The following is a 26,174-nucleotide window of genomic DNA, read 5'->3' as shown; positions in this document are numbered from 1 at the left end:
ATTAGAAGCGGTAACTGGCGCCTACCGTGTACAAGTCTTCACCGGTTTCAGGGCTGTCAAAGCTGACTGCGGCTCGAACTGCCAAATTAGGCATCGGGAACCATTGACCACGTACCGTGAAAGAGTCTCTTTCAGTGCTGATCATGTTTTTTGATGTCCAATCATAAAACAAACCAACCGATAAGGCTTTGCCAAAATAGTAGTCACCACCGAAACTGTAAGCATTCCGGCTGGTGCTGCGTAAATCACGGTAGCTGGCTTCTACACTCAGGTGATCCCCTGTTGGTAAGCGCATCAGTTTCTTTGTGCTAAAACCAAACTCAGTCCGGGTACCGATGCTATCCGGACGGATATGATCGATGTCAAAAGTCACTAACCAATCCGAATCAACAAAGTAACCTAACTGCGTCAGCGCCGATTTGGTGCTTGAACGGTTGAGGCTTTCGAATTCAAAGCCAACGTAGAAGTTATGGCTACTGTCCATGTATTCACCACCGAGGCGCCAGGCAGAGAAGCTTTCTCTGACGCCATCTTCTTTCAAAGTGCCACGCACATAGTCACCGAACACACTGCTGTTACGGCCCAGGAATGCCGCCTCAGCTAACGGGGCTGCGACGTTTCCCTGTACAGGTGACAGATAAAAGCGATGCGACAAGTCATAGCGCTGTAAATCAGCCTGAGCTACATCACCCCAGTTGTAATGAATGCTCGATTCATGCTGATAAGTGGTTGCCATCGTGGTCACTGAAACCACCGACAACAACGAGGCAAGCAGAGTACGCTTCATAATTTCTTATCCCTTACATTACTCAATAATACGATTGGCGGCATGCTAGCGTTTTGAATCTTAATGAAAACTGAATAGTAGCACGACCAGGGGGGACTGCGCATTTGATTGCTCAGTCATTCAACAACTGCTGCTGCAGTTGCTGCAATCGATCGCGACATGCAGCCGCCTGCTCAAACTCCAGGTTTTCGGCATGCAAGCGCATTTTGCTCTCGAGTGATTTCATCTCATCAGCCAGTGCGTTTTGATCATGACGATACGCGGCCGCTTGTTCGGCCACATTTTGCAGCTCAGATGGCTGCTGCGCTAAATCCATCACATCGGCGATTTTCTTAGTCAAGCCTTTGGGCGTAATGCCATGGGCATCATTAAACGCAACTTGCTTGTTACGGCGACGCTCAGTCTCATCAATAGCTCGCTGCATCGAGCCCGTGATGCTATCAGCATACAAGATGGCTTTACCATGCAAGTTGCGGGCGGCACGCCCTATGGTTTGTATCAGTGATCGATCCGATCGTAAAAAACCTTCTTTATCCGCATCCAATATAGCTACCAGTGAGACTTCGGGAATATCCAACCCTTCCCGCAGTAAATTGATCCCTACCAAGACATCAAACACACCTAAACGCAAATCACGGATAATTTCGACCCGCTCCACCGTATCAATATCCGAGTGCAGATAGCGCACCTTGACCTGGTGTTCCTGCAAATAATCGGTCAAGTCTTCGGCCATTTTCTTGGTTAGCGTGGTGACCAGGACCCGCTCATTGCGTTTCGCCCGCAGGTAGGCCTCGGATAACAAATCATCGACCTGGCTGGCAACAGGCCGAATTTCAATCTCCGGATCAATCAGCCCCGTGGGACGCACCACCTGCTCCACTACCTCACCATCGGACTTTTCCAGCTCATATTTTGCCGGAGTAGCAGATACATAAATCCGTTGTGGTGCAATGCTTTCAAACTCTTCAAACTTTAATGGCCGGTTATCCAATGCCGATGGCAATCGAAAACCATAGTTGACCAGATTTTCTTTGCGGGAACGATCGCCTTTATACATGGCACCAATTTGCGAAATGGTGACATGCGACTCGTCAATAAACATCAGTCCATCGGCCGGGAAGTAATCCAGTAGTGTTGGTGGTGGCTCACCCGGCATACGGCCCGACAGATAACGCGAGTAGTTTTCAATACCAGAGCAATAACCGAGCTCAACCATCATTTCTATATCAAACTGGGTACGTTGCGTTAAGCGTTGCTCTTCCACCAGTTTGTTATCCGCCAGCAACTGCTGCTTACGCTGTTGCAACTCCACTTTAATGTTGTCAACGGCTGCCAGAATTTTTTCACGCGGGGTGACATAATGGGTTTTCGGATAAATAGTGTATCGCGACACTACTTTTTCTATGCTGCCAGTCAGGGGGTCAAACAAGCTGATGCGCTCCACTTCATCATCAAACAGCTCTACCCGTACAGCAAAACTATCCGACTCGGCCGGGAAAATATCAATCACATCACCACGAACACGGTAACTGGCCCGTTCAAACGCCAGATCATTGCGCTGGTACTGCAGTTCAGCCAAACGCCTCAGAATAAATCGCTGATCCAGGGTATCCCCCTGACGAAGATGCAGCAGCATCTTCATATACGACTCGGGGTCGCCCAAACCATAGATGGCTGACACTGAAGCAATAATCACGACATCCCGTCGCTCCATCAGCGCCTTGGTTGCAGACAGGCGCATTTGCTCGATGTGCTCGTTGATGGAGGCATCTTTTTCAATAAAGGTATCGGTGGATGGCACATAGGCTTCCGGCTGATAGTAATCGTAGTAAGACACAAAATACTCGACCGCATTGTCTGGAAAAAATGCTTTCATCTCACCATACAACTGTGCAGCCAGGGTTTTATTGTGGGCCATAATCAAGGTAGGCCTGCTCACCTGCTGAATGATATTGGCCATGGTAAAGGTTTTGCCCGAGCCGGTAACGCCGAGCAATGTTTGATGTGCCAAGCCGGCCTCCAACCCCTCAACCAGTTTGGCAATAGCCTGTGGCTGATCACCGGCAGGTTGATAATCGGACACCAGTCGAAATGCTTTCATGACGCTGCTCCTGCTTGGGTAGCCGATAGCTCAACCTGACGCAAAGCACGTTGAAACCAGTAATAGCTAAGCAATGCCATGCAAAGGTTCGCCAATACACAGCCAATGAAAAGCCCCTGAATACTTGCCAACTGACCGCCTAACCAGGCAAAAGGAACGTAAAAGACAAACAAGCGACAGATACTAAGACCAAGTGCCTGCAATGGCAAATGCAGCGCATTAAGTGAGGAATTGGTTAGAATAATCACCCCCTGTAAGCCATAACCAAGCGGTAAGATCCACAAAAATAATTGAATCAAACGCTGTACTTCAGCATCGGATGAAAAAATACGGGCTATCCAAACGGCCAGTAAAGACAGCAGTGCATAGACAACCAACTGCCATAGAAAAATAAAGCGAATGCTCTGCTGAAAAGCCGCCTGAACCCGAGGTAGATAACCGGCACCAAAGTTTTGACTAATAAAAGGCGGCAACGTCGTTGATAATGCCAACACCACCAGACACGCCATACTTTCCAGCCGGATCCCCACCCCAAAAGCAGCGACAGCTTCAGCCCCATAACTGGCAATAATGGCTGTAAGCACCGCCATCGCCAGCGGAGTCAACATATTGGCGCCAGCTGCCGGAAAACCAATTCGCAGAATCTTGCGATAAATGGGCAAGGCGGTTTGCCAAACCTGCCAGCTCTGATCAATTAAACGACGCTGGTGCAATACCAACAACACTACCAGGCTGCCACAGATCCAGGAAATAACACTGGCAAGGGCAGCGCCCTGCATACCAAGGGCCGGGAATGGGCCAAGGCCAAAAATTAATAAAGGATCCAACAGGGCATTGATCACCCCTCCTGCCGCCATAATATAAGCGGGAAGCCGGGTATCACCAGCGGCTCTGAGCACACTGTTGCCAATCATAGGGATCATTAAAAATACCGCACCAGCAAGCCAAATCAGCATGTACTGGCGAATCAGCGGTAAAATGGTTTCACTGGCACCCAGCAAGCGGAACAAGCTGTCGTGAACCAACCAGCCGACAAAGGTCAAGATCACCATCAAATAAACGGCCAACCAGAGTGCTGCCAATGCATCTGATCGCGCCTCTTGCGGATTACCGCTACCCAGTGCCTTCGCAATGACAGCAGAGGTACCAATTCCAAGTCCAATGGCTAAACTGATAAAGGTAAAGGTGACAGGAAAAGTAAAGCTTACTGCTGCCAGCTCCTTGGTGCCCAATAAACTAATAAAAAAAGTATCCACCAGGTTAAAGCTCATCAAGGTAAACATACCAACCAGCATAGGTACCGTCATTCGATACAAGGTAGAGCCTATATCATGGTGCAATAAAGAGCGTTTTTCGGGAACAGACATGCCAGCAACCCGTAGCCATCAGAAGGCGCTATTGTAATGAAAAGACGGACCTGATACCACGCCAGTCACAGAAATCCAGCAAAACTAAGGTGCAAATGTCGATTTAGTCCACATTTTTTGATTTAACCCTACCGCGATCGCGTCGCAAACAACACAAAAAACCGGCAACAGCAAAAATAGCTAAGTCACTGTTAATATTAGTATAATTATTTTATCAAAAGCCTATTGACCAAGCCCAATCCCTTGTGAATCCTATGCTGGCTGCAGGAGATACCATGTAGTTCACAGACTTATCCACAGCTTCTGTGGGTAAGTGACTTTGCCGGTCAAAACATCAGCAGTTAGGGTGAATCTGTGAGCCCGAACATCATGGATTGATGATTCTATGCTCAAGCAGTTCAAAAATCCCAAAATGCGCAGGCTTTCCTGTTGACAGGGTATCGGACTGGCATTAGTATTGCCGCCGTTGTTTGCTGTTCCTCAGTAGCTCAGTTGGTTAGAGCGGCGGACTGTTAATCCGTAGGTCGTTGGTTCGAGCCCAACCTGGGGAGCCAACAGCAAAACACAATTCCTCAGTAGCTCAGTTGGTTAGAGCGGCGGACTGTTAATCCGTAGGTCGTTGGTTCGAGCCCAACCTGGGGAGCCACTCCCAATCTTGTAATTCCTCAGTAGCTCAGTTGGTTAGAGCGGCGGACTGTTAATCCGTAGGTCGTTGGTTCGAGCCCAACCTGGGGAGCCACAAGCTTCAGCAATCCTTCCAAAACTTTGCCATAAAGATTTATTTTTGCACGAATTTTTGCTTTAATCCGCCGTATACAGCTATAACTAATTAATAGCTTCCGTATCGAGCTACTCGATAACGCCATTTTTTGTGCAGGTGGTCATCGTTATGAAGACAGCGTTCCAACTTGTGTTTCTTCAACTCATAACAGCGCTTCTGCTGTTTGTTGCGCTGGTGATGGTTCAATTGAACTCCGCTAGTCTGCAAGTACAGCATACTGAACGACAAACACATACCATGGTACAACAATGGTTACAGCATCATGCCATAACAGATGCTGCTGAACTTGGACCTCAATTGCGACAATTGCTGCCACTCGCGCAGCTACAAATTCAGGATCTTCAAGGCCAGGAGCTCTTCAACTACCGTAGTGGCAGTACTTCATCAGGGTTGGCAGTCACTCTGCTCAACTGGCATGGTGTTGAGTTTTCTCCTCAACATATCCGATCATCTGAACCTGAGCTCCAGGTGCGCTTTGTGCTGGATCACAGTAGTCAGATCGAGGCTTTAAACGCCAGCCTCTGGCTGACATTGTTGCTTACTGTTTTGATCTGTTTGCTCATCACACCGATTCTTTTGTGGTGGCAACACCACCGGTTGCTGCAAAGCAGCCGGCAATTGAACAAAGTCATTGATCAGCTAGGCCGGGATCCACTGCAAAGCATTGAAGCAAGCATGCAACCGGCAGGCTTTGAAACTGTGGTAGAGAATTTGCAATTGCTGGCACAACAAACGATGAAACGCTTTAGCGAAATGTCGGCAAATGCACGCCAGGTAACCGAAGACGCCTACAAAGACTTGGTCACCGGTCTGCCAAACCGCAATCGCTTCGTGCAGTACTTCGAAGAGCAACTGAGCCAAAGTGATAAAGTAGATTTTGGTATTTTTGCCATCACCCGCTGTACTGAACTGCAAAGCCTGAATCAAACCAGAGGCTACCACGAGGGCGATAAATACATTCAGGAAGTTTGCCAGATCCTGACCAAAGCGGTGCATGCCTATGCCGACGGTCAGTTATTCCGGCTGAACAGCTCTGATTTTGGCGTGCTGCTGCCAAGAGTCACCGCCAAGGAAGCTGAAAACTTTGCCATTCAATTGCAAAGCCGGCTGAATCAGTACCAGCAAACCGCAGAACTGGAGTCTGTGGCCTATACCGGATTAGTTAGCTATGAAAGTGGCCGTGCTTTGGGTGAACTGCTGGCGATTGCTGATACCTCCATCAGTCTGGCACAAACTAAGCAAGCCAATGCCTGGCACTTACAAAAAGAATCCTCTGGCTTGGAAACGGCGAGTTATGGGTATGGCAATCAGAACTGGCGTAATGTCATTGATGATGTGCTTGCGAATAGCCGCCTTAATTTGCTGGTACAGAGTATTCAGCCAGCGAAACGCTCCAATAAAGCCTATTCTGAAATTCTGGTGCGCTTTAAAACTCAGGAGAATCAGGTGTTGCCCACCGCTTCCTTTTTGGCCATGGCGGAAAAGCTGGATCGCATCATTGCAGTGGATAGGCTCATTATTGAAACGGCCCTAAGTACCATCAAAAACAAGAACATGCAGGATCAATATTTCGGGCTAAACTTATCGCCCCGATCTGTCCATGACGATCAATTTGCCATCTGGCTGGAGCGCCGTTTATTAAAAGATGCCACCATAGCGTCAAAGCTGATTTTTGAAGTCACAGAGTTTGGCTTGCAGCAAAATCTGAAAACCAGCAAGCGTTTTATTGATATGGTGCACAGGGCCGGCGCCAGAGTCACGGTGGAAAAGTTTGGTGTCGGCATTACCTCCTTTAAGTTTTTCCGTGATTTAAAACCAGATCACATCAAAATGGACGGCAGTTACACCCGGCATATAGATGAAGATAAGAACAATCAGTATTTCTTGCGCCTGATGATTGATTTGGCGCATCGCATCGGTGTGAGTGTATTTGCAGAGTCCGTCGAAACTCAGGAAGAAAAGCACATGCTGGACTCCTTGTTTATAGACGGCTGCCAGGGATATTACATCGGCAAACCAGCCCCACTTTGAGTGTAACCGCCAAAAAAAGCCGGACAGTCAGCAGATATCCCTACTGGCTGTCGGTTGTTATCAAGCCTGCTTCAGCGCATAATATGCAGTCTAAGCCAGTAATCAAATAACCATGACCGAATTCTTACTCTTATTAATCAGCACCGTGCTGGTCAACAACTTTGTGTTGGTCAAATTTTTAGGGCTTTGCCCCTTTATGGGCGTGTCCGGTAAGCTGGAAACCGCCATAGGCATGTCGCTGGCCACAACCTTCGTGTTAACACTGGCCTCGATCTGCAGCTATCTGGTGGACCACTATCTGCTGGCTCCTTTTGACTTGCTGTATTTGCGCACCCTCAGCTTTATTCTGGTGATTGCCGTGGTCGTTCAGTTCACCGAAATGGTGGTGCATAAGACCAGCCCGACCTTGTACCGGTTACTGGGTATTTTTCTGCCACTTATTACCACCAATTGTGCAGTATTAGGTGTGGCATTGCTGAACGTCAACGCAGGCTATAATTTTGTCCAGTCACTGGTGTTTGGTTTTGGCGCAGCCGCCGGTTTCTCACTGGTACTAATCCTGTTTGCCGCCATGCGCGAACGCTTGGCTGCAGCTGATGTACCGGTAGCATTTCGTGGTGCCGCTATTGCGATGATTACAGCGGGCTTGATGTCACTGGCCTTTATGGGCTTTACTGGCCTGGTAACGCATTCATGATGATCACAGCGTTAAGTGTGTTGGGAGTACTGGCGCTGTTGTTTGGTGCCATTTTAGGCTATGCCGCTATCCGATTTCGGGTAGAAAGCGATCCACTGGTGGAACAAATCGACGATATTCTGCCGCAAACTCAATGTGGCCAGTGCGGTTACCCGGGCTGCCGCCCTTATGCCGAAGCGATTGCCAATGGTGATGACATCAATAAATGCCCGCCGGGTGGTGAAGCAACGGTCCGAAAATTGGCAGACTTAATGGGTGTAGAACCCAAACCGCTGCACGAAGAAGCACAGAATGCCGTGAAAAAAGTGGCCTTTATTCGTGAAGATGAGTGCATTGGCTGCACCAAATGCATTCAGGCTTGCCCGGTGGATGCGATTGTCGGTGCTACCCGTCAGATGCACACGGTGATTGTAGATGAATGCACCGGCTGCGATCTCTGTGTCGAGCCTTGCCCGGTCGACTGCATCGATATGATCCCACTGGTGGAAACAGCCGAACGTTGGAAGTGGGATTTGAAAAGCATCCCGGTACGAATGGTTGAGACGGATTAATGCAAAGCTTATTTGAACAAATTGCCGCTTGTCAGCTATGGCGCTTTCCGGGTGGGGTTCACCCACCGACCCGAAAAGCAGAACTTAGTAAAAAGCCGATAGCCAGTTTGCCGCTGCCTGACAAGCTCTACATTCCACTGCGTCAACACATCGGCGTGGCCGGTTATTGCCTGGTGCAAAAAGGCGATCATGTGATGAAAGGCCAGCCGCTAACTTTGGCCGACAATTCCCTGTCTGTGCCGGTGCATGCTCCGACATCTGGCCTGATCCTGGATGTGACTGAACATACCGGCCCTCACCCATCCGCCCTGCCAGAGCCTTGCATTGTGCTGGAGCCCGATGGGCTGGATGAGTGGCGTGAGCGTGAGCCTATGGCGTACCAACAGTGCACCACAAAACAGCTGTTAGAGCGCATCCAACAATCCGGTATCGCCGGCATGGGCGGCGCCGGTTTTCCAACCCACTTAAAATCGGGTGTGCAACAACAGGTTGAGCTGCTGATCATCAATGGCGTGGAGTGCGAGCCCTACATCAGTGCCGATGATGCCCTGATGCAGGAACACGCCGATACGATAAGGCAAGGCATTGACATCCTGTGCCATATGCTGGAGCCCAAAGCAGTCCTGATTGCGATAGAAGACGACAAACCAGCAGCCATTCGTGCCATGCAGACCGCCTGCCATGGCCAGCAGCACTGGTATGTACGAGCCGTGCCTACCAAATATCCCTCAGGTGGCGAAAAACAGCTGATTCAGCTGTTAACGGGCCAAGAAGTGCCCGCCGGACGTCGTCCCATTGATATTGGCATGATGATGTTTAATGTGGGCACCAGCTTTGCGATAGCCCAGGCCGTACTGCACGATATTCCGTTAATTTCGCGTATTGTGACCATTGCCGGTGACACCCTGCAACAGCCGCAGAATGTGCTGGCTCCGTTAGGTACACCGGTCAGTGATTTATTGCACTTTTGCGGTTTTCAACCCGAGCGGCGACAGCGTGTGATTATGGGCGGCCCCATGATGGGCTTTACCCTGCCTGATCTGTCGGTGCCAGTGATTAAAACCACCAATTGCATTCTGGCCCCCACCCAGCAGGAGCTGCCTGCCGCTGGAAAGGAAATGGACTGCATTCGCTGCACCGCCTGCGCTGAAGCCTGTCCGGCCAGCTTGCTGCCGCAGCAACTGCTCTGGTTTAGCAAAGCCAAAGACACTGAAAAGCTGGCCGAATATAATCTGTTTGATTGCATCGAATGTGGTGCCTGTGCCTATGTCTGTCCCAGCGAGATCCCTCTGGTGCAGTACTACCGGATTGCCAAAGCCGACATTCGGGAGCAACAGCGCGAAGCGCTAAAAGCCGAGCAGGCCAAAGCACGTTTTGAAGCCAGAAAAGCCCGCTTGGAAGCTGAAAAATTGGAACGCCAACGCCGTAACGAGCAACTCGCTGCAGAGCGCGCCGCCAAACAAAGTGCCAGCGCCCCTGATGCCGTTGCAGCTGCACTAGCCCGGGTAAAAAGCCAGCAACAACAGGCCCCTGGCGATCTTGAGGCCATTAAAGCCGAGCGTGAGCGCAAGAAGCAGCTGGCACGCGAGCGTCAGGCCGAAAAAACAGCCGCTGGCGCCGATGCTAAAACCAGCCAGGATCCACGCCAGGCAGCCATTGCCGCTGCACTGGCCCGCGCCAAGGCCAAAAAGCAAGCGGCTACGACAAGTGACACTGAGCCAGTACAACCTCAGCAAGGGCAACTGCAGCAACAGCAGCCAGAGCAACCCGCTACAGAGCCTGCCGATACGGGCACAACCAGCGAGGCTAGTGATCCACGCAAAGCAGCCATTGCTGCCGCCATAGCGCGCGCCAAAGCGAAGAAACAGGCGGAAGCGCTGCCGGCATCAGAACAAGCCGAGGCTGAAGCAGCCGAACCAGAGCAGGCGGCTGCCGTATCTGTGTCTGATGCGCCAACCGAAGCCACGGAGCAACCCAGCGATCCGCGTAAAGCCGCCATCGCTGCAGCCATAGCCAGGGCCAAGGCTAAAAAGTTAAAGGAAACGGAGCCAAAATGAGTTTTCGAATTGCCAGCTCCCCACATCAGCACAATCAAAAAACCACCAGTCAATTGATGCTATGGGTGGTGATTGCTGCCCTGCCCGCTATTGCAGTGCAAAGCTACCTGTTTGGTTATGGCGTCCTGGTGCAGTTGTTGCTGGCCATCACCACCGCCTGGGCCAGCGAAGCCCTGGTGTTGATGCTACGTGATAAAACCATTTTGCTGCGGTTAAAAGATCACAGTGCTTTGGTCACCGCGGTGCTGCTGGCCGTTTCCATTCCTGCTTATGCGCCCTGGTGGCTGGTAGTGATAGGCACGGCCTTTGCCATTATTCTGGTCAAACAGCTCTATGGTGGCCTTGGTTTTAACCTGTTTAACCCCGCCATGGCGGCTTACGTGTTACTGCTGATTGCCTTTCCGGTACAAATGACGCAGTGGCTACCCCCAGCGTCATTGCAGCAGCATGCGCTAGGGCCTCTCGATGCCGTTTGTACGGTGTTTAGCCAGGCCAGTTGCCAGGGCATCAGCCTGGAGCAACTGCGACAAGGGGTAGACGGCATGACCATGGCCACCCCACTTGATACTGCCCGCACCGATTTGATGATGGGACTGACCTTGCCGGAAAGCTATCAAAAGCCGCTGTTTCAGGGCGGCGTAGGTGTCGGCTGGTTCTGGCTCAACCTGGCCTGGCTGGCCGGTGGCCTGCTGCTGTTGCAACAACGGGTGATCCAGTGGCGCATTCCGGTCAGTGTGCTTGGCTCACTGGCACTGTGCAGCCTGATTGCCTGGTCGGTCAACCCGGATACCAACTTCTCTCCGTTGTTTCAGCTGTTTTCCGGTGCGACCATGCTGGCGGCATTTTTTATTGCCACCGATCCGGTCAGTGCCTCAACCACCGCCAAAGGACGTATTTATTACGGCGTGCTGATTGGCGTGCTGGTGTTTGTGATCCGTACTTTTGGCGGTTATCCTGATGCCTTTGCTTTTGCCGTGTTACTGGCCAATATGACCGTCCCCTTGATTGATTATTACACCCGGCCCCGCACCTATGGCCATAAAGCAGTGAAGGGACGCCCATGAAGCACCCAGTGACGAAAAATGCCCTGCTGCTGGCGTTGGTTGCCATTGTTTGTGTTAGCATCCTTACCCTGCTGCAGCAGCTGACAGCGCCCCGTATTGCCGAGCAGCTGCTGGCCAACCGGCTGGCTTTACTGCACGATGTGCTGCCTGCCGCCGCCGAGCAGCAACTGCTGGATGATTGCATCAGAGTCACGGCTCCTGAATGGCTGGGACGAAACAGCCCGCAATCGGTGTTTCGCTGGCGCGAGCAAGGCGAAGTCAGTGCCTTTGTGGTCGAAACCACCGCCCCGGATGGTTACAGTGGCAACATCGATTTACTGGTTGCCATCACCCCGGATGGCACCGTGCTGGCTGCCCGCACACTGGCGCATCAGGAAACACCCGGCCTGGGTGATAAAATTGAACTGCGCAAGTCCGACTGGATGCACAGTTTTGCCAATCAGGCGGTACACGAAGCCACTATCCGCAGCTGGGCAGTCCGCAAAGATGGGGGGGATTTTGATCAGTTTACCGGCGCTACCATCACGCCGCGAGCGGTCGTCAATGCAGTAAAACGTGCTGCACTCTTTGTCCAGCAACACCCTGAGCTGGCGGAGCAACCAGCCAATTGTGAGGCCTTTTAAATGAGCCAAAACTACAAGGAACTTGCTACTCAGGGGCTCTGGAGCAACAACCCTGGCCTGGTGCAACTGCTCGGGCTTTGCCCCTTGCTGGCGGTGACCAACACCGTTACCAACGCGCTGGGGCTTGGTATTGCCACCTTGTTGGTGCTGCTTGGCTCCAACCTGGTGGTATCGGCCATTCGTAATTGGGTGCCACGGGAAATTCGTATTCCGATTTTTGTGCTGGTCATTGCCTCGTTCGTCACCGCCGTGCAGCTGCTGATGAACGCTTTTACCTACGAGCTGTATCTGGCGCTGGGAATTTTTATCCCGCTGATTGTGACCAACTGCGCCATTATCGGTCGGGCCGAGGCCTTTGCCTCAAAGAACCCCATGCTGCCATCGGCGTTTGATGCGCTGATGATGGGGCTCGGCTTTGCTGCCGTATTGCTGGCATTAGGCGCCATGCGGGAGCTACTGGGTCAGGGTACCCTGTTTGACGGGGCGGATGCCCTGCTCGGGCCCTGGGCCACAGCACTGCGCATCGAGGTGCTGGCACTGGATCATTATTTTTTGCTGGCCCTGCTGCCACCCGGTGCTTTCATCGGCATGGGCCTGCTGATTGCCGGTAAAAACGCCATCGATGGCCGCAGACAGCGCAAGCAGCAGGTGAAAACCGAAATCACCCGCGCCAGAGTCACCGGAACCATAGTGTAAACACCAAGGCATGAATAAACAAAAACGCATTGAAATACTGTCGCGGCTGAGGGCTGCCAACCCCGAGCCGACCACCGAGCTGGAATACAGCTCGCCCTTTGAGCTGCTGATTGCCGTACTGTTATCAGCCCAGGCCACCGATGTCGGCGTCAATAAAGCCACCCGGCATTTGTTCCCGGTCGCCCGCTCACCGCAGGCCATGCTGGATTTGGGCGTGGATGGGGTCAAGCATTACATCAAAACCATTGGCCTGTTTAACACCAAGGCCGAAAACGTCATTAAGACCTGCCGCATTTTGGTCGAGCAGCATGGTGGCGAAGTACCGGAGAACCGAGAAGCGCTGGAGGCCTTGCCCGGTGTCGGCCGTAAAACCGTCAATGTGGTGCTGAACACCGCCTTTCGCTGGCCGACCATCGCGGTCGATACCCATATTTTCCGCGTCAGCAACCGCACCAAATTAGCGCCGGGAAAAAATGTCGATGCCGTCGAGCAAAAGCTGCTAAAAGTGGTGCCAGCCGAATTTAAGCTGGATGTGCACCACTGGTTGATTTTGCACGGCCGCTACACCTGCGTCGCCAGAAAACCAAAGTGCGGCTCCTGCATTATCGAAGACTTGTGCGAGTTTAAAGAAAAAACCGACTAGCCGCTTTGCGGCCCCTCTTCAATCAATTCCCGGTGCACACACACCGCCATACTCTTGGGGCGGATGGGCAGGCCCCGGCCCTCCAAATGCGCCCGGGTAAAGGAGGCGCCAAATAGCAGGATCATCGATGTATAGTTGACCCAGAGCAGCAGCAGCGCCAAAGAGCCGGCAGCACCGTAGGCCGATGCCGTCGCCGTGTGTGCCAGATAGATAGCAATCAGTGAGCGGCCCAGGGTGAACAGAATCGCGGTGATAAAAGCGCCCAGCAGCACATCGCGCCAGGACAATAGAACATCCGGCAAAATCTTGAACATGGCAGCAAACAACAAAGTAATCACCAGCAGGGACAGGCCCACCTCCATACCCACCATAGCCCAGCCGGGCACCGGCATCCACTCCTCCGCGAACACCATAATGCTGCGTAGTGCCACCGACAACAGCAAGGACACCATCAGAATAAAACCAATGGCCAGGATGATGGTCATGGAGAGTAAGCGGCTTTTGATATACCCCCACAGGTTGTTGCGATTCGGGCGAGGCGCCACATCCCAAATTTGATTCAGCGACTGCTGCATCTGCGCAAACACCGTAGTAGCACCAATGATGGTGGCCACAATGCCAATTAGCGCTGGCCCAATACCACTTTGGTCAATCTGCGAATTGGTCACCGCGGTTTGTACCACCCCCGCCGCTTCCGGGCCAAGGGTTCCTTCCAACTGCTCAAACAGTTGCCCTTCAACCACACTCTGGCCCAGAAAAAAACCAACCAGCGCCACCACCACCACCAGAATGGGCGCAATCGAAAAGACGGTAAAAAACGCCAGCGCCGCTGCATAGATAAAGGCCTGACTGTCCAGCCAGTTACGGGTTGCGCCGCCCAAAATACTGAACCAATGCCGCACAGCAGCAGGAAGCCTGGAGTACAAGCTGGAAACCATCGTTGCAATACCTCCGCATCCAAAACAGCTGACTTTTGTTGTTTTCCCTGCCAGCAAACCTTTAACCTAAAGCACTTCTGCTTCACAAACAAGCAGCAATGTCAGACTGACTACTGAATGGCTGTGCTATCATCAGTGATTCATAACAGCACCGAACAGGAGAGTACCATGCGTTTGTTGCATACCATGCTGCGGGTTGGCAACCTGGAGCGTTCCATTGAGTTTTACACCCAGGTGCTGGGCATGCAGCTGCTACGCCAGTCCGAGAATACCGAGTACAAGTATACCCTGGCTTTTGTCGGCTATGGCCCGGAGTCCGAACACGCCGTGCTGGAGCTGACCTACAACTGGGGCGTGGACAGTTACGATCTGGGCAGCGCCTATGGCCATATAGCACTGGAGGTGGACGATGTGTACCAGGCCTGCGATGACATTCGCAGCCGAGGTGGTGTGATCAGTCGTGAACCAGGCCCGGTCAAAGGTGGCAAAACCGAAATTGCCTTTGTCAAAGATCCGGATGGCTACGCCATAGAATTGATCCAGAAAAAAAGCCAACGCTAATCCAGCAGAGACAGCAGCCCGTATAGCATCACAGATGTGTTCATTGTGGTGTGGAATAATGATGTCAGAGCAACTAGCCCTGTTTCCGCTGAATTGTTTGCTGTTGCCGGAAGGCAAAACACGGCTGCGGGTGTTTGAGCCACGCTATGTGCGGCTGGTGAAAGAGGCCACCGCCGGCAAGCGGCCTTTTGCGATGGCTTTGCTGAATCCTTTGGTCAGCCAAACGCACCCTGATCGGATCTTTCCTTTTGCCACCAGGGTACAGGTCACCGATTTTGATGTTCTTGAGGATGGATTGCTGGGGATTGAAGTGTTAGGGCTGGAGCGGGTGCATATTGAAAAGCGCTGGCAGGAAGCCGATAAGTTGCATGTGGCAGACACAAAAGTAGTCTCTTTCTGGCCACCACAACCACTTAGCCAACCACAGCAGGAGCTGCAACAAAGCTTTCGTCAACTATTAAGTCGTGAGCCGGAATTGGCCAACCTCTATCCGGAGCAACGAACCACTGATGCCAGCTGGCTGGCGGCGCGCTGGCTGGAGCTGCTGCCGTTGCCGCCGCTGTTGAAAGAGCATTTGGCCGAGCAGGCCTCACCAGAGGCTTGCCTGCATTATTTACAGCGTTGCCTTAAGGCTGAATCGATTTAAGGGCAAAGCGCTCGTCATCAATCATCACCGCCACCAGCCGCCAGTGTTCACCGCTGCGCTGCAAGGTATAAGACGTATGGCAGTTTTGCAGCACCTTGCCATTGGCGTCGCAAAAGTACCAGTACAAACTGGCGAATACCATCGAATCGGATAAGCGCACCAAATGCTGCACCCGGTTTTTCACCTGAGCCACGCCCAGGCTACGGTACAAATTAAACTGATGGCGGATGGTTTTCTCAAGACTGCTGATCTCAGCCATCATCAGCTTGCTATCATCGGTTAAAAACAAACAAGGCAAGGAGAACAACTGGGTGACTTTGTCCACATCGAAACTGGAGTACGCATCGGCATAATCCTGAAAGAATTGTTCAACAGCCTGTCTCATCGATTCGTCCTTAATTAATCCCTAAATACTTATGTACCTGCACACTCAGGCGCCAGTTATGTTGTTTGCATTGCTCAATCGCCAACCGGGTTGCCTTGGCTTTTTGACTGATCGGCTGCAGGTAGACTAGCCTACCCGAAGCAGGTACGCGCTGCAACAATTGCTGCAGCTCTTCAATATCGCGCTCACGTGCGACCGGATGCTTGATTTCATTGGCCCGCAGCAGTGCTGAGTCCAGCACCTCATACCCCCCCTTCATATTGACCTTGGGCGATACTGTGACCCAAGTCTCGCTTGGCGCCAGCACCTCAAAAGTACCACTGGTTTCAATCTGGGTGCTGTAGCCCTGCTGATGCAGCAGCTCGCACAGCGGGTTTAAATCGTACAGGCAAGGCTCACCACCGGTGATCACCACATGACGAGCCCGGTAGCCCTGACGCTGAAACTCTGCCAGCACCGCTTCGGCACTCAGGCTGCACCAGCCTTCGGTATCGGTGGTTTTAGCCAGCACATCCTGCACCGGGATGTGCTGCTCCGGATCCACTGTCCAGGTATGTTTGGTATCGCACCAGCTGCAACCTACCGGGCAGCCCTGCAGCCGGATAAAAATAGCCGGGCAACCGGTGTAGCTGCCCTCGCCCTGGATGGTTTCAAATAGTTCATTCACTTTGTACACAACAACGCCTTACGCTTTAGCCGCCAGCCGATTTGAAGTATAATGCCCGGCTTTTCAATTGGTCATTATAACGGGAGCGCCCTCATCATGCCGCAAAAAGTTGTTGTCATTTACTCCGGTGGGATGGACTCGTACACCGTACTGCACAAAGCCATCGCCGATGGCCACGAGGTGTATGCGCTGTCGTTCAATTATGGTCAGCGCCATGTCAAAGAGCTGGAATGCGCCGCTCAGGTCTGTCGGGAGCTGGGTATCAACCACAAGGTGGTGGATATTTCAGCCATCAATCAGCTGCTGGCCGGCTCATCGCTCACCGACAACATCGAAGTACCGGAAGGCCACTACGAAGCCGAGACCATGAAATCGACCATCGTACCCAACCGCAATATGATCTTGATTTCACTGGCGGTGGGCTATGCCGACTCGATCAAAGCCAAAGCGGTGTATTACGGTGCCCACTCGGGCGATCACTTTATCTATCCGGATTGCCGGCCAGAGTTCGTCGAAAAGATGAACGCGGTCTGCCAAATCGCCAACTACGATCCGATCGATATCGTCAGCCCTTACCTGCACGAGTCCAAAATCGAGATTCTGCGCGATGGCCTGGCGATGGGGCTGGATTACAGCAAAACCTGGACCTGCTACAACGGCCGCGAACACGCCTGCGGCAAATGCGGCGCCTGCCAGGAGCGGCTGGAAGCCTTTGCGCTGAATAAAGCAGAAGATCCGCTTCACTACGAATAAAAGGCTATTACGACTTTCTCGTTATTCAAGCCGGGGAATTTCCTCTGGCATTAAATGCCTTCGTTTATGAATCACGGCCAGAACTTCGATCAGTTGATCCGGTTTTATTTCGTAAACAATCCGGTAAGAGTACAGCCCCAGCTCCCGCACAGCGTCTTCGTTTAATTCTGGTACTTTGTGCCCCTTGCGGGGTAGCTCATCGAGCCCCATGGTTTTCTGCACCATTGCCTCACTGACACGTTTGGCGTAAAGCGGCGAATCTTGGGCGATATAGTCGTGAATATGACGAAGTTGGGCCTTAGCGTGAGCCGTCCACTTCACCATGTTTGAATGTCTTTCAGCAGCTCTTCTGCAGCCTGGCTATCGCCTTTGGCTGCATCTTGCTGCCCTCGCCGAATATTTTCCAACACATAAAGCCGATACATAATCTGTTCGGTGCTGGCGTCATCCGGCAATTGCTGGATGGCGTCAAGCGCTTCTTGTTTAATGGTATGAGGTTGCATTTGCCTATCTCCTACGATTGACCTGGCCCGATGACAATACAATCTTTTTTGCGATTACCTGAATAACGACAGCATTGAAGATCGTACTGTTCTGGAGTAATAACCAGCGTAGCTGCCTAGCAGCAGAGCCTTAACTAAAGTCTAAGTGCGCAGGATGTGAAAAGCAATAACACCCGCAGCGCACTACCCAGCTGCCTTACCAAATTGTGCTTTATACGCCTCGGTTACATCCTGCAACTGGCCGCCGGCCAGCTGATAAATCTGCTCTGCGCTTAGGATGGTTTCTGGCCGGTGGGCAATCACAATCCGGGTCATACTAAGCTGCTGAATGGCTTGGTTGACGTAATGCTCTAGCGCCACATCCAGATGACTGGTGGCTTCATCCAGCAGCAGAATTTTAGGCTGGCGGTACAAGGCCCTTGCCAGCAACAAGCGCTGTTTCTGACCGCCGGACAGTGCACTGCCCATATCGCCGACCAGAGAGTTGTAGCCCATTTGCATCGCGCTGATATCCTGGTGAATACCGGCCAATTGTACGGCTTGATAAACCCGCTGCATATCCAGTTGTGGGTCAAAAAAGCTGATGTTCTCAGCCAAAGTGCCGGACATCAGCTGGTCGTCCTGCATCACCGCCGCAATCTGGCTGCGATAATTGCGCAGGCCCAGCTGTTTAATTTCAATGCCATCGACTTCTACCTTACCGCTTTCAGCGGGCAATAAACCCAGCATCAACTTCATCAGCGTGGTTTTGCCGCTACCAGATGGGCCAATAATGGCGATATTGGCGCCAGCCGGAATATCGATGCACAGGTCGTTAAACAGCAACGGCTCGTTATCGGCGTAGCGAAAACGGATATTGGTTAGTTTCAGCTGGCCGCTGATAGCACGGTTGGGCTGATTCAGCCCTTCGTCTTCTTTGTCGGTTAGGGCTATATCGGCCAGGCGATTTAAGTGCAGTTTCAGCATTTTGATTTCCACCACCAAGGATATCAGCGAAGCAGCCCGGCCGGTAAACTGGCCCTTGTAAGCCATAAAGGCAAATAGCATACCGATGGTCATATCGCCATTCATCACCCCCAGTGCGCCTAAGTAAAGAATGACAATGCCTTCAATGCCAAACAGCAGCTGATTGGCAGTACCTGCCCCTATGCCCCATTTGGCCAAACGATAGCCTTTATTCACCGATTCAGCATGGCGGTTTTGCCACAGGTTTAAACGCTCATTTTGCTGGCCAAACAGCTTTAAACTTTGAATGCCTCGAATGGTTTCCATAAAGACACTGCTTTCTTTGGCCGAGGTGACAATGCTTTCTTCAGTGAGCTGGCGCATCGGCCAATAAAAAGCCCAGCGCAGCAAGGCGTATAAAATGACAACGGCAAACACCACCAAACTGAGCATTGGGCTGTACAACAACATCATTACCAGCACCAACACTATCATCAGACCATCCAAAATACCCTCAATCAGGCTGGAGGTAAGAATTTGCTGGATCGAGCCCAAGGATGAAAAGCGCGAGGTAATATCGCCCATATGCCGTTTTTCAAAAAATGACACCGGCAAATGCAGCAAATGGCGGAATAAATTGGTGACCATCTGCATATTCAGATGGGTACCTAAATGCAGTGCAATCCAGCTGCGCAGCACCTGAATGCTGACTTGCATCACCATCAACAAAGAAAAGCCTATCGCCAGCACCAGCAATAAGGGCCGGTCATTGCTCACCAGCACTTCATCCACCACCAATTGGGTGTAATAAGGCGACGCCAGTACAAAAAACTGCAATAGCAAGGACAATACAAACAGCTTGACCAGAGAGGGCACTAACCCCTGAATACTGCTCCAGAACGAGGTTAAACTAAGCTGCACCCGCTCATCGATTTTCTTAAACTCATTGCCGGGAGTGAGTTCCAGCGCCACCCCAGTAAAGGCTTTATCCACCTCCGCCATGGTCAGACGGCGCTCGCCCATGGCAGGATCTAAAATGGTAATGCCATTGCGGTGCACTTTCTTTAGCACCACAAAGTGGTTCATTTCCCAGTGCAAAATACAGGGAGTTTTTAGTTTAGCCAGCTCATCCAACTCAAGTTTGAGCGCCCGCCCGTCATATCCAGCTGCTCTGCCAGTCGCATCAACTGCTGCATGGTGGCACCCTTCAGCGACACCGCATACCGGCTGCGCAAGGTGGTCAAATCGATTTGATAGCCATGGTGGTTGGCCACCATCGCCATGCAGGCAAGGCCGCATTCAGCGGCTTCGGTTTGGAGGATCATCATTGTTTTTCTTTAAGGGTTTTCTTGCGCTCCAATAAAACATTAAGCAGGTAACCACAAAAATGAAAAACACAAGCTCCCTCAAATACACATTTATAATATAGTTCCCAATGAATATTTTAAGTATAAAAATAAGAGGCCCGCCAACAAGCAAAATTAGCAGCATTTCAAGCGCAAATTTTGAATTCTTATTCATGTTATCTTCCTTAAGCCCACAACAGCTAGATGCGGGCTTTTGTTATAAATAGTTAGTCCTTTATTCTTTTTCCATCCGCATCATATAGATGCCGGGTCGCAGGGTGATTTTGAACTCTCATTCCATCCCGTCCTTCTTGGGTTAAATTAAATGCAAAGTTAACAACTTGCCCCAAGCCAGCTACAACCAGCCCTGGCCCTGTGCCTAAAACTCTACCAACAACAGCAGCGCCACCAAAATTTGAAAGCCCCATTGTTCCGGATGCAACTGTTACTCCACCAATACCACTTGTATCTTGGTGAGGATTCTCCTGTTCAAAATGACGCTCGAATGGTCCTGATAAATAACCACCACTCACATCTTCCACTTGCTCAAATTTCAATTCTTGCATAGTATCTCTCCTTGAGACATTTTAAGTTGTCAATTTGCTCTTAATTGAGCGTTACAATCGCCCTTTCAGGCTTAAAATCGGCTCAAACAACCAGCTTATAAGGCTGCGTTGTTCCAGCACGATATCTGCGCTTAGCAGCATGCCCGATTGCAGCGGGACGCTGTTGCCGTAAGCGCGGATCTCTTGCGCCGCCAGCGCTACCTCTACCCGGTAGACTGGCTCCTGCACAGCGACAGGCATATCGACTTCCCCCGGAAGCACGATGGCCTGCGCTGTGCGAATTACTTCCCCGTCGTACAAACCAAAACGCTGGTACGGAAAGGCATCAAATCGAATGCGGGTATGCTGGCCTGGCTGCACAAAACCATAGGCCCGGGTAGGCACCAGCAATACCGCTCTAAGCTCGGCATTTTCCGGCAATATGGTTAAAAACGGCAATTGGCTGGTTAAGCTGGTGCCGATATCGGCCACCAGATTGGTCACCCGGCCAGAAATCGGTGCGGTAATTAATAGCTGACCGCGCGCATCCAGCTCTACTTTTTGTTGCGCCAATCGTGAGCGGTCGGTATCGAGCAGCGCCAGCTGCTGCGCTTGTTCGACCGGCAGCCGTGCCAGTTGTCCCTGCAGTTGTTCAATGCTGGCCTGCTGTTGCTGGGCACTGGCGCTTAACTCGGCCAGTTGCTGGCGAATGCCTAAAATCAGCTCGGCTTGTTGTTGAAGCTCCAGCTCAGAGATAGCGCCTTGCTGCTGCAATTGTTGATAGTTCTGAAAACGGCTTTGCTGCAGTGCCAGCCGCTCATGTTGCAACTGCTGCTGGCCTTTTAGCTCTTGCAGCATGCTCTGGCTTAACAGCAAACGGCTGTTTAATTCGGTTTCTTGCTGGGTAAATTGCTGGCCCAGTTGCTGCTGGCGTAAGCTTAGTAACTCAGTTTGCTGCACTAAGCCCTGAAACAAACTTTTGCTGAGCGACAGGCCATCGGCCAGATGCTCGGGGATATGAATAAGCGCCAGCGGTGAACCGGCCTCGACCTGCTGGCCGTCCTCAACAAACAGTTGGTTGACAATGCCAGGGCGTGGGCTGCTGACTTTAGCCAGGCCTAAATCCGGCTTTAAATAACCGGTGACGGTTTCTTTGCGGTGAAAGGAAGACAGTGCCAGGAATGTGATCAAAATGGCAACCAACAGCAACAAAGCCATGGTTAACACACTACTGCTGAGCGGCTGGGCAATAATGACATCGCCATCCAGTTTGGCGGCCTGCTGCCTGACCGCATTGGAACGAAACAAATCCATAGGTAAAGCTTCCCCAATCCATTGAATGGATGAACAATAAGGAACAGGTGAACCTAATACTTATCCAAAACGGTCAACTCATTGTACAAAAAGGACAACATCCCTATCCAAAACATATTTTGCACACAAGGTAACTTCACAATATACAATTCGTAGTGCATCGTCGTTGGTTTCAAGTCGTTACAGGGCGAAGCTCCGCTGCAACGTAGTTAAGGGCTAAATCGATCTCCTTCAAACTGATACTACGTGACTAAAAACAGAGCGCGTCAATTTCAGCCCTGTTCTGTGACATGTGTTCTGTCATATAACCAAGGATTCTGGACAGGCCTCTGCCCTGCTATTAGACTGGCCGCTTTACAGCCTTCTTTTTTTGGAGCAACTCTTCAATGCTTGCTTTTTGGTTCCGTATTCCGTTCTGGCAGCGTGTGCTGGGCGCTATGTTGCTGGGTATTGGCCTGGGTGTGGTGTTTGGCGAAAAAGCCACTGTGCTGCAGCCACTTGGTACGCTGTTTATTAATGCCATCCGCATGCTGGTGGTGCCTTTGGTATTTTTTGCCCTGATCACCAGCATCACCTCCTTGGGTGATACCTTAAAAATGAAGCGACTGGCGCTTAAAACCGTTGGTCTGTTTTTGCTTACCGCCATGATAGCCAGCCTGATTGGCTTAACTGTGGGTAGCTTGATGGACTTTAGTACCATCACTGAGCTGACCACCACCGAAGTACGTGAGCGCGATATTCCGCCAGTGGCGACCGTGCTGACCAACCTGATCCCAACCAACCCGGTGGCGGCGCTGGCCAGTGGCAATGTGCTGCAGATTATTGTGTTTGCCGTGTTGGTGGGCATTGCCATCAATGTGGTGGGTGAAAAAGCCGAGCCGATGCGCAAAGTGATGGAAGCCGGTGCCGAGATCATGTACCAAATCACCCGCATGGTGCTGCAACTGACGCCGATTGGTGTGCTGGGCCTGATGGCCTGGGTGGTCGGTAGCTTTGGCCTGGAAACCTTGCTGCCGCTGGGCAAGTTTATCCTGGCGATTTACATTGCCTGCTTTATCCATATCCTCTTTACTTACGGCGGCATGGTGCGCTTGTTTGGTGGCATGTCGCCACTGGCGTTTTTCAAAGCCATTTTACCGGCCCAGCTGGTGGCCTTTAGCAGTGCCAGCAGCTTTGGTACCCTGCCGGTCACCCATAAAGTGGTGACCGAGGATCTGAAAGTCTCGAAAAATTACGCCAGCTTTGTGCTGCCGCTTGGCGCCACCATCAATATGGATGGCTGTGGCGGCATTTACCCGGCTATTGCCGCGATTTTTATAGCCCACTTGTATGGCATTCCACTGGATGCGACCAGCTACCTGCTGATTGCCATCACGGCGACCCTGGCCTCGCTGGGGACTGCTGGCGTGCCCGGCAGTGCCATGGTGATGCTGACGGTGACCTTGAGTGTGGTCGGTTTGCCACTGGAAGGGATTGCCTTTATTGCCGCGGTGGATCGCATTATTGATATGATGCGCACCGCCACCAACGTGACCGGGGATACTATGGTGGCCCGGGTGGTCGCGCATTCTGAAGGTTTGATTGAGTCAGAAGACATCGAGCCAGTGCCAGCCAGTGCCAGCTAGCGCAAGCTAGCACTGACAGTGCTTTTTTCATCTTAAGCCGGTAGCTGAATACCGGCTTCACGCATCCGCGCCAACTTGTAGCGCAAGGTGCGGTCACTGATCCCCAGGCGCTCCGCCACATCTTTGCGTTTATTATCACACGCCCGCATCGTCGCCAGGATCAGGCGATGCTCCTGCTCGTGGATTTCCTGCTTAAACTGACTAACATCGGCATCCGCATCGGTCACGGCCATGGCAGGCACACTCAATTCTTCAATGTAGATATCTTCAGCGCTAATCACGCCATCACTGTGAATAATCAGCGCCCGCTGCATCACGTTATCGAGCTCACGCACATTGCCCGGCCAGCTGTGTTGCAGCAGCTTTTGAATGGCACTACCGTCAAGTTGTGGGATAGCCATGCCATCACGCTGACAATGCCGCTCCATCAGGTGCTCGGCCAGTGGCAGAATATCTTCCGGCCGCTCGGACAGTGCCGGCCAGTTCAGGGGGAACACATTCAGCCGGTAGTACAAGTCCTCGCGAAAGCGGCCTTGCTGCACTGCTTCTTTTAAATCGCGGTTGCTGGTGGCCAGCACCCGTACATCCAGCTTGATGGTTTTACGGCTGCCCAGGCGTTCAACTTCGCGCTCCTGCAACACCCGCAGCAACTTGGCTTGCAGGTTTAAATCCATTTCGGTGATTTCATCCAGCAAAATGGTGCCCTGCTGGGCTTGCTCGAACTTACCCGGACAAGCCTGCACCGCCCCGGTAAAAGCGCCCTTTTCGTAACCGAACAGGGTCGACTCCAGCATGTTTTCCGGAATGGCCGCGCAATTGATCGCAATAAAGGGGCCATCGGCACGGGGGGATTGCTGGTGAATGTATTGCGCCAATACTTCTTTACCGGAACCACTGGGACCGGTCACCATCACACTGGCATCGGATTTAGCCACTTTGGCCGCCAAACGCACCAGCTGCTTGCTTTGCTCGGCAGCGACAATGGGCTCAATACCAGCCAGCTGCTCAGCCGGCACATAACGGCTGACCATATTGACCAGCACTTCCGGTGAAAAAGGCTTGGATAAGTAATCTACCGCACCATGGCGCATGGCCTGCACCGCATCGTTGACGTTGGCATAAGCGGTCATAATCAGCATCGGAATATGCGGGTACTGCTGGCGTACTGTCGCCAACAGCTCCAGGCCGCTAATGCCCGCCATTTGCACATCGCTGATAATCAGTTTAATGCTTTGCTGCTTTAGTTGCAGCAGAGCTTGTTCAGCACTGTCGGCGGCAACCACCTGGTAGCTTGCCAGGCTTAAGGTATCTACCAGCGCCTCACGCAAGCCGGCATCATCTTCTACCACCATGATTTTAGTGGGCGTCATGGGCATTCTCCTGCGTGTTGAATTCGGTATGGTGCAATGGCAGCTGCAAACGGAAACAGGCTCCATGGCTTTGCGGCAGGTAACTGACCTGGCCCTTGTGGGCATTGGCGACTGCCTGTACCACCGCCAAACCAAGACCAGTGCCCTGGCTGCGGGTGGTAAAGAAAGGTTCAAAAATTTGCTGCTGCAAATGCTCCGGCACGCCAGGACCATTGTCACAAACATCCAGCAACAGCCACTCTCCCTGCTGCTGGCAGCGGATGCTTAGCTCTGCGCCCTGACCGATGATTTCCAGACTGTTGTGCAACAGGTTTTGCATGGCGCCAGCCAGGCTGCTCTGATTGGCCCAAAGCTGCAGTTGTGGCGCGCTAAGCTCAACCTTCAAGGAGGCGTTAGCAGCTGATAGCTGCGCTTCAATGCCCGCCCGCACTTCCTGCAATAAAGCCTCAACCGATATGCAGCTGACACTGGCTTCATTGCCAGAGCGGGCAAACAGCAGCATGTCATTGACCTGTTGCTCTAAATCCTGCAAGCGGGCCACCAGTTTTTGCTGAAACACCGACTTGGCATCCTCGTTCAGGCGTTGGTTGGTCAGATTCTCGGCATAGAGCATGGCCGACGACAGCGGTGTACGGATTTGGTGCGCCAGCGTAGCCATCATCTTACCCAGGGTGGACAAACGTTGCATATGCGCCAACCGGCTTTGCAACTGACGGGTTTCGGTTAGATCGGTCAGCACAATCAACTGACCTGGCTCCGGGCTAAGGGCACTGATTGCCAGCTTCACCCGGCGACCATTGTATAAGGAGACCTCCATGCCATCGTCACTGCGAGGCCGGAATGAACGGGTAATGACATCCAGCCAGCGCTGACCTTTGAGTGGCTCGCCCAGCATATCCAACGCCATTGGATTGGCATCAGCCACATAGCCGCGTTCATCCAACACCACCACTCCGACTGGCAACATGGTCACCAGGTGCTGCATGCGATCGCTGGCGGCTGCGGCTGGTTTCAGGTATCGGCTGAAATCGGTCACCACATCAGAGGTCGATTCCAACTCAAACAAGGTTCTGGCGGTATGCATGTCACACCTCTACGGAGCATATCAGGTTCTCTAAGGGGAACCATGCAGAGAGCGTGCCATAAATAATTTATTTATAAACAATAGGATAGGATTA

The 26,174-nt window shown here is 52.0% G+C and carries 25 protein-coding genes, 3 tRNA genes and 1 pseudogene; 15 read left to right on the top strand and 14 right to left on the bottom strand.

What is annotated here, in order from left to right; translation table 11 throughout:
- Position 1 precedes the first annotated feature (1 nt).
- The 3 genes from QWY20_RS07205 to QWY20_RS07195 form a co-directional block, all read right to left on the bottom strand.
- Positions 2-787: a putative porin gene (locus tag QWY20_RS07205; protein ID WP_330128339.1), complete on the bottom strand. Its 786-nt coding sequence runs from the start codon at positions 785-787 to the stop codon at positions 2-4.
- 112 nt (positions 788-899) lie between these two features.
- A complete protein-coding gene (uvrB, locus tag QWY20_RS07200; RefSeq protein ID WP_330128338.1) occupies positions 900-2,888 on the bottom strand; it encodes an excinuclease ABC subunit UvrB in 1,989 nt (662 codons plus the stop codon).
- The gene (locus QWY20_RS07195; RefSeq protein WP_330128337.1) at positions 2,885-4,255 is read right to left on the bottom strand and encodes an MATE family efflux transporter; all 1,371 of its coding nucleotides are present in this window, start codon (positions 4,253-4,255) and stop codon (positions 2,885-2,887) included. Before QWY20_RS07195 ends, uvrB begins: the two co-directional genes overlap by 4 nt.
- A 477-nt stretch (positions 4,256-4,732) precedes the next feature.
- Between QWY20_RS07195 and QWY20_RS07190 the strand changes: the two genes are divergently transcribed.
- From QWY20_RS07190 to nth, 11 genes are all read left to right on the top strand, one after another.
- Positions 4,733-4,809 (top strand) — tRNA-Asn (locus QWY20_RS07190).
- Between the two features lie 15 nt (positions 4,810-4,824).
- Positions 4,825-4,901 (top strand) — tRNA-Asn (locus QWY20_RS07185).
- 16 nt (positions 4,902-4,917) lie between these two features.
- Positions 4,918-4,994, top strand: a tRNA-Asn gene (locus QWY20_RS07180).
- Between the two features lie 150 nt (positions 4,995-5,144).
- Positions 5,145-7,067 carry an EAL domain-containing protein gene (locus QWY20_RS07175; protein WP_330128336.1) on the top strand — a complete coding sequence of 641 codons (1,923 nt, stop codon included), beginning with the start codon at positions 5,145-5,147 and terminating at the stop codon, positions 7,065-7,067.
- 112 nt (positions 7,068-7,179) lie between these two features.
- The gene (rsxA, locus tag QWY20_RS07170; protein ID WP_330128335.1) at positions 7,180-7,764 is read left to right on the top strand and encodes an electron transport complex subunit RsxA; all 585 of its coding nucleotides are present in this window, start codon (positions 7,180-7,182) and stop codon (positions 7,762-7,764) included.
- Complete coding sequence (gene rsxB, locus QWY20_RS07165; protein ID WP_330128334.1) at positions 7,761-8,315, top strand: electron transport complex subunit RsxB; 555 nt, start codon at positions 7,761-7,763, stop codon at positions 8,313-8,315. Before rsxA ends, rsxB begins: the two co-directional genes overlap by 4 nt.
- Entirely contained in the window at positions 8,315-10,372 is a 2,058-nt protein-coding gene (rsxC, locus tag QWY20_RS07160) for an electron transport complex subunit RsxC (RefSeq protein ID WP_330128333.1), read from the top strand. Before rsxB ends, rsxC begins: the two co-directional genes overlap by 1 nt.
- A complete protein-coding gene (gene rsxD, locus QWY20_RS07155; RefSeq protein ID WP_330128332.1) occupies positions 10,369-11,436 on the top strand; it encodes an electron transport complex subunit RsxD in 1,068 nt (355 codons plus the stop codon). Before rsxC ends, rsxD begins: the two co-directional genes overlap by 4 nt.
- Positions 11,433-12,059, top strand: a complete 627-nt coding sequence (rsxG, locus tag QWY20_RS07150) for an electron transport complex subunit RsxG (RefSeq protein WP_330128331.1) — start codon at positions 11,433-11,435, stop codon at positions 12,057-12,059. The genes rsxD and rsxG overlap by 4 nt, the downstream gene beginning before the upstream one ends.
- Positions 12,060-12,755: an electron transport complex subunit E gene (locus tag QWY20_RS07145; RefSeq protein ID WP_330128330.1), complete on the top strand. Its 696-nt coding sequence runs from the start codon at positions 12,060-12,062 to the stop codon at positions 12,753-12,755.
- Positions 12,756-12,765: 10 nt separating this feature from the next.
- The gene (gene nth, locus QWY20_RS07140) at positions 12,766-13,398 is read left to right on the top strand and encodes an endonuclease III (RefSeq protein ID WP_330128329.1); all 633 of its coding nucleotides are present in this window, start codon (positions 12,766-12,768) and stop codon (positions 13,396-13,398) included.
- Here the strand turns inward: nth and QWY20_RS07135 are convergent.
- Positions 13,395-14,336 carry a YihY/virulence factor BrkB family protein gene (locus QWY20_RS07135; protein ID WP_330128328.1) on the bottom strand — a complete coding sequence of 314 codons (942 nt, stop codon included), beginning with the start codon at positions 14,334-14,336 and terminating at the stop codon, positions 13,395-13,397. The two genes, nth and QWY20_RS07135, sit on opposite strands and share 4 nt — an antisense overlap.
- 168 nt (positions 14,337-14,504) lie before the next feature.
- Between QWY20_RS07135 and gloA the strand changes: the two genes are divergently transcribed.
- Positions 14,505-14,897, top strand: coding sequence for a lactoylglutathione lyase (gene gloA / locus QWY20_RS07130; protein ID WP_330128327.1), 393 nt, complete (start codon positions 14,505-14,507; stop codon positions 14,895-14,897).
- Between the two features lie 61 nt (positions 14,898-14,958).
- Positions 14,959-15,543, top strand: a complete 585-nt coding sequence (locus QWY20_RS07125) for an LON peptidase substrate-binding domain-containing protein (protein WP_330128326.1) — start codon at positions 14,959-14,961, stop codon at positions 15,541-15,543.
- Here the strand turns inward: QWY20_RS07125 and QWY20_RS07120 are convergent.
- Positions 15,524-15,928 carry a nuclear transport factor 2 family protein gene (locus QWY20_RS07120; RefSeq protein WP_330128325.1) on the bottom strand — a complete coding sequence of 135 codons (405 nt, stop codon included), beginning with the start codon at positions 15,926-15,928 and terminating at the stop codon, positions 15,524-15,526. The genes QWY20_RS07125 and QWY20_RS07120 overlap by 20 nt on opposite strands.
- A 10-nt stretch (positions 15,929-15,938) precedes the next feature.
- On the bottom strand, positions 15,939-16,604 hold the full coding sequence (queE, locus tag QWY20_RS07115) for a 7-carboxy-7-deazaguanine synthase QueE (RefSeq protein ID WP_330128324.1): 666 nt from the start codon (positions 16,602-16,604) through the stop codon (positions 15,939-15,941).
- An 87-nt stretch (positions 16,605-16,691) separates the two neighbouring features.
- Between queE and queC the strand changes: the two genes are divergently transcribed.
- Complete coding sequence (queC, locus tag QWY20_RS07110; RefSeq protein ID WP_330128323.1) at positions 16,692-17,348, top strand: 7-cyano-7-deazaguanine synthase QueC; 657 nt, start codon at positions 16,692-16,694, stop codon at positions 17,346-17,348.
- Positions 17,349-17,369: 21 nt separating this feature from the next.
- On the opposite strand, the gene QWY20_RS07105 is transcribed toward queC, so the two are convergent.
- The 6 genes and pseudogenes from QWY20_RS07105 to QWY20_RS07080 form a co-directional block, all read right to left on the bottom strand.
- Positions 17,370-17,672 carry a type II toxin-antitoxin system RelE/ParE family toxin gene (locus QWY20_RS07105; RefSeq protein WP_330128322.1) on the bottom strand — a complete coding sequence of 101 codons (303 nt, stop codon included), beginning with the start codon at positions 17,670-17,672 and terminating at the stop codon, positions 17,370-17,372.
- Complete coding sequence (locus QWY20_RS07100) at positions 17,666-17,851, bottom strand: hypothetical protein (RefSeq protein WP_330128321.1); 186 nt, start codon at positions 17,849-17,851, stop codon at positions 17,666-17,668. The genes QWY20_RS07105 and QWY20_RS07100 overlap by 7 nt, the downstream gene beginning before the upstream one ends.
- Positions 17,852-18,034: 183 nt before the next feature.
- The gene (locus tag QWY20_RS07095; RefSeq protein WP_330128501.1) at positions 18,035-18,817 is read right to left on the bottom strand and encodes an ATP-binding cassette domain-containing protein; all 783 of its coding nucleotides are present in this window, start codon (positions 18,815-18,817) and stop codon (positions 18,035-18,037) included.
- A gap of 99 nt (positions 18,818-18,916) precedes the next feature.
- A pseudogene (locus tag QWY20_RS07090) lies at positions 18,917-20,073 on the bottom strand (peptidase domain-containing ABC transporter); the annotation flags it as partial.
- 296 nt (positions 20,074-20,369) lie between these two features.
- Positions 20,370-20,708, bottom strand: coding sequence for a hypothetical protein (locus tag QWY20_RS07085; protein ID WP_330128320.1), 339 nt, complete (start codon positions 20,706-20,708; stop codon positions 20,370-20,372).
- Positions 20,709-20,759: 51 nt separating this feature from the next.
- Positions 20,760-22,001 carry an efflux RND transporter periplasmic adaptor subunit gene (locus tag QWY20_RS07080; RefSeq protein ID WP_330128319.1) on the bottom strand — a complete coding sequence of 414 codons (1,242 nt, stop codon included), beginning with the start codon at positions 21,999-22,001 and terminating at the stop codon, positions 20,760-20,762.
- 386 nt (positions 22,002-22,387) lie between these two features.
- Between QWY20_RS07080 and QWY20_RS07075 the strand changes: the two genes are divergently transcribed.
- Complete coding sequence (locus QWY20_RS07075) at positions 22,388-23,626, top strand: dicarboxylate/amino acid:cation symporter (RefSeq protein ID WP_330128318.1); 1,239 nt, start codon at positions 22,388-22,390, stop codon at positions 23,624-23,626.
- Positions 23,627-23,658: 32 nt separating this feature from the next.
- On the opposite strand, the gene QWY20_RS07070 is transcribed toward QWY20_RS07075, so the two are convergent.
- Together QWY20_RS07070 and QWY20_RS07065 are read right to left on the bottom strand one after the other, a co-directional pair.
- Positions 23,659-24,996 carry a sigma-54-dependent transcriptional regulator gene (locus tag QWY20_RS07070; protein ID WP_330128317.1) on the bottom strand — a complete coding sequence of 446 codons (1,338 nt, stop codon included), beginning with the start codon at positions 24,994-24,996 and terminating at the stop codon, positions 23,659-23,661.
- Positions 24,983-26,080: a sensor histidine kinase gene (locus QWY20_RS07065; protein WP_330128316.1), complete on the bottom strand. Its 1,098-nt coding sequence runs from the start codon at positions 26,078-26,080 to the stop codon at positions 24,983-24,985. Before QWY20_RS07065 ends, QWY20_RS07070 begins: the two co-directional genes overlap by 14 nt.
- Positions 26,081-26,174: the final 94 nt, after the last annotated feature.

The sequence above is a fragment of the Alkalimonas cellulosilytica genome, from assembly GCF_036325985.1.
Taxonomy (GTDB): Bacteria; Pseudomonadota; Gammaproteobacteria; order Enterobacterales; family Alteromonadaceae; genus Alkalimonas; species Alkalimonas cellulosilytica.
The sequence above is the reverse complement of the archived record's forward strand: the minus strand, read 5'-3'. Positions and strand labels throughout refer to the sequence as shown.

What these genes read in the sequence shown, in the direction of transcription:
- QWY20_RS07205 (WP_330128339.1), bottom strand. Translation starts at nt 787, where the DNA reads ATGAAGCGTACTCTGCTTGCCTCGTTGTTGTCGGTGGTTTCAGTGACC.
- uvrB (WP_330128338.1), bottom strand. Translation starts at nt 2,888, where the DNA reads ATGAAAGCATTTCGACTGGTGTCCGATTATCAACCTGCCGGTGATCAG.
- QWY20_RS07195 (WP_330128337.1), bottom strand. Translation starts at nt 4,255, where the DNA reads ATGTCTGTTCCCGAAAAACGCTCTTTATTGCACCATGATATAGGCTCT.
- QWY20_RS07175 (WP_330128336.1), top strand. Translation starts at nt 5,145, where the DNA reads ATGAAGACAGCGTTCCAACTTGTGTTTCTTCAACTCATAACAGCGCTT.
- rsxA (WP_330128335.1), top strand. Translation starts at nt 7,180, where the DNA reads ATGACCGAATTCTTACTCTTATTAATCAGCACCGTGCTGGTCAACAAC.
- rsxB (WP_330128334.1), top strand. Translation starts at nt 7,761, where the DNA reads ATGATGATCACAGCGTTAAGTGTGTTGGGAGTACTGGCGCTGTTGTTT.
- rsxC (WP_330128333.1), top strand. Translation starts at nt 8,315, where the DNA reads ATGCAAAGCTTATTTGAACAAATTGCCGCTTGTCAGCTATGGCGCTTT.
- rsxD (WP_330128332.1), top strand. Translation starts at nt 10,369, where the DNA reads ATGAGTTTTCGAATTGCCAGCTCCCCACATCAGCACAATCAAAAAACC.
- rsxG (WP_330128331.1), top strand. Translation starts at nt 11,433, where the DNA reads ATGAAGCACCCAGTGACGAAAAATGCCCTGCTGCTGGCGTTGGTTGCC.
- QWY20_RS07145 (WP_330128330.1), top strand. Translation starts at nt 12,060, where the DNA reads ATGAGCCAAAACTACAAGGAACTTGCTACTCAGGGGCTCTGGAGCAAC.
- nth (WP_330128329.1), top strand. Translation starts at nt 12,766, where the DNA reads ATGAATAAACAAAAACGCATTGAAATACTGTCGCGGCTGAGGGCTGCC.
- QWY20_RS07135 (WP_330128328.1), bottom strand. Translation starts at nt 14,336, where the DNA reads ATGGTTTCCAGCTTGTACTCCAGGCTTCCTGCTGCTGTGCGGCATTGG.
- gloA (WP_330128327.1), top strand. Translation starts at nt 14,505, where the DNA reads ATGCGTTTGTTGCATACCATGCTGCGGGTTGGCAACCTGGAGCGTTCC.
- QWY20_RS07125 (WP_330128326.1), top strand. Translation starts at nt 14,959, where the DNA reads ATGTCAGAGCAACTAGCCCTGTTTCCGCTGAATTGTTTGCTGTTGCCG.
- QWY20_RS07120 (WP_330128325.1), bottom strand. Translation starts at nt 15,928, where the DNA reads ATGAGACAGGCTGTTGAACAATTCTTTCAGGATTATGCCGATGCGTAC.
- queC (WP_330128323.1), top strand. Translation starts at nt 16,692, where the DNA reads ATGCCGCAAAAAGTTGTTGTCATTTACTCCGGTGGGATGGACTCGTAC.
- QWY20_RS07105 (WP_330128322.1), bottom strand. Translation starts at nt 17,672, where the DNA reads ATGGTGAAGTGGACGGCTCACGCTAAGGCCCAACTTCGTCATATTCAC.
- QWY20_RS07100 (WP_330128321.1), bottom strand. Translation starts at nt 17,851, where the DNA reads ATGCAACCTCATACCATTAAACAAGAAGCGCTTGACGCCATCCAGCAA.
- QWY20_RS07095 (WP_330128501.1), bottom strand. Translation starts at nt 18,817, where the DNA reads ATGCTGAAACTGCACTTAAATCGCCTGGCCGATATAGCCCTAACCGAC.
- QWY20_RS07085 (WP_330128320.1), bottom strand. Translation starts at nt 20,708, where the DNA reads ATGCAAGAATTGAAATTTGAGCAAGTGGAAGATGTGAGTGGTGGTTAT.
- QWY20_RS07080 (WP_330128319.1), bottom strand. Translation starts at nt 22,001, where the DNA reads ATGGATTTGTTTCGTTCCAATGCGGTCAGGCAGCAGGCCGCCAAACTG.
- QWY20_RS07075 (WP_330128318.1), top strand. Translation starts at nt 22,388, where the DNA reads ATGCTTGCTTTTTGGTTCCGTATTCCGTTCTGGCAGCGTGTGCTGGGC.
- QWY20_RS07070 (WP_330128317.1), bottom strand. Translation starts at nt 24,996, where the DNA reads ATGACGCCCACTAAAATCATGGTGGTAGAAGATGATGCCGGCTTGCGT.
- QWY20_RS07065 (WP_330128316.1), bottom strand. Translation starts at nt 26,080, where the DNA reads ATGCATACCGCCAGAACCTTGTTTGAGTTGGAATCGACCTCTGATGTG.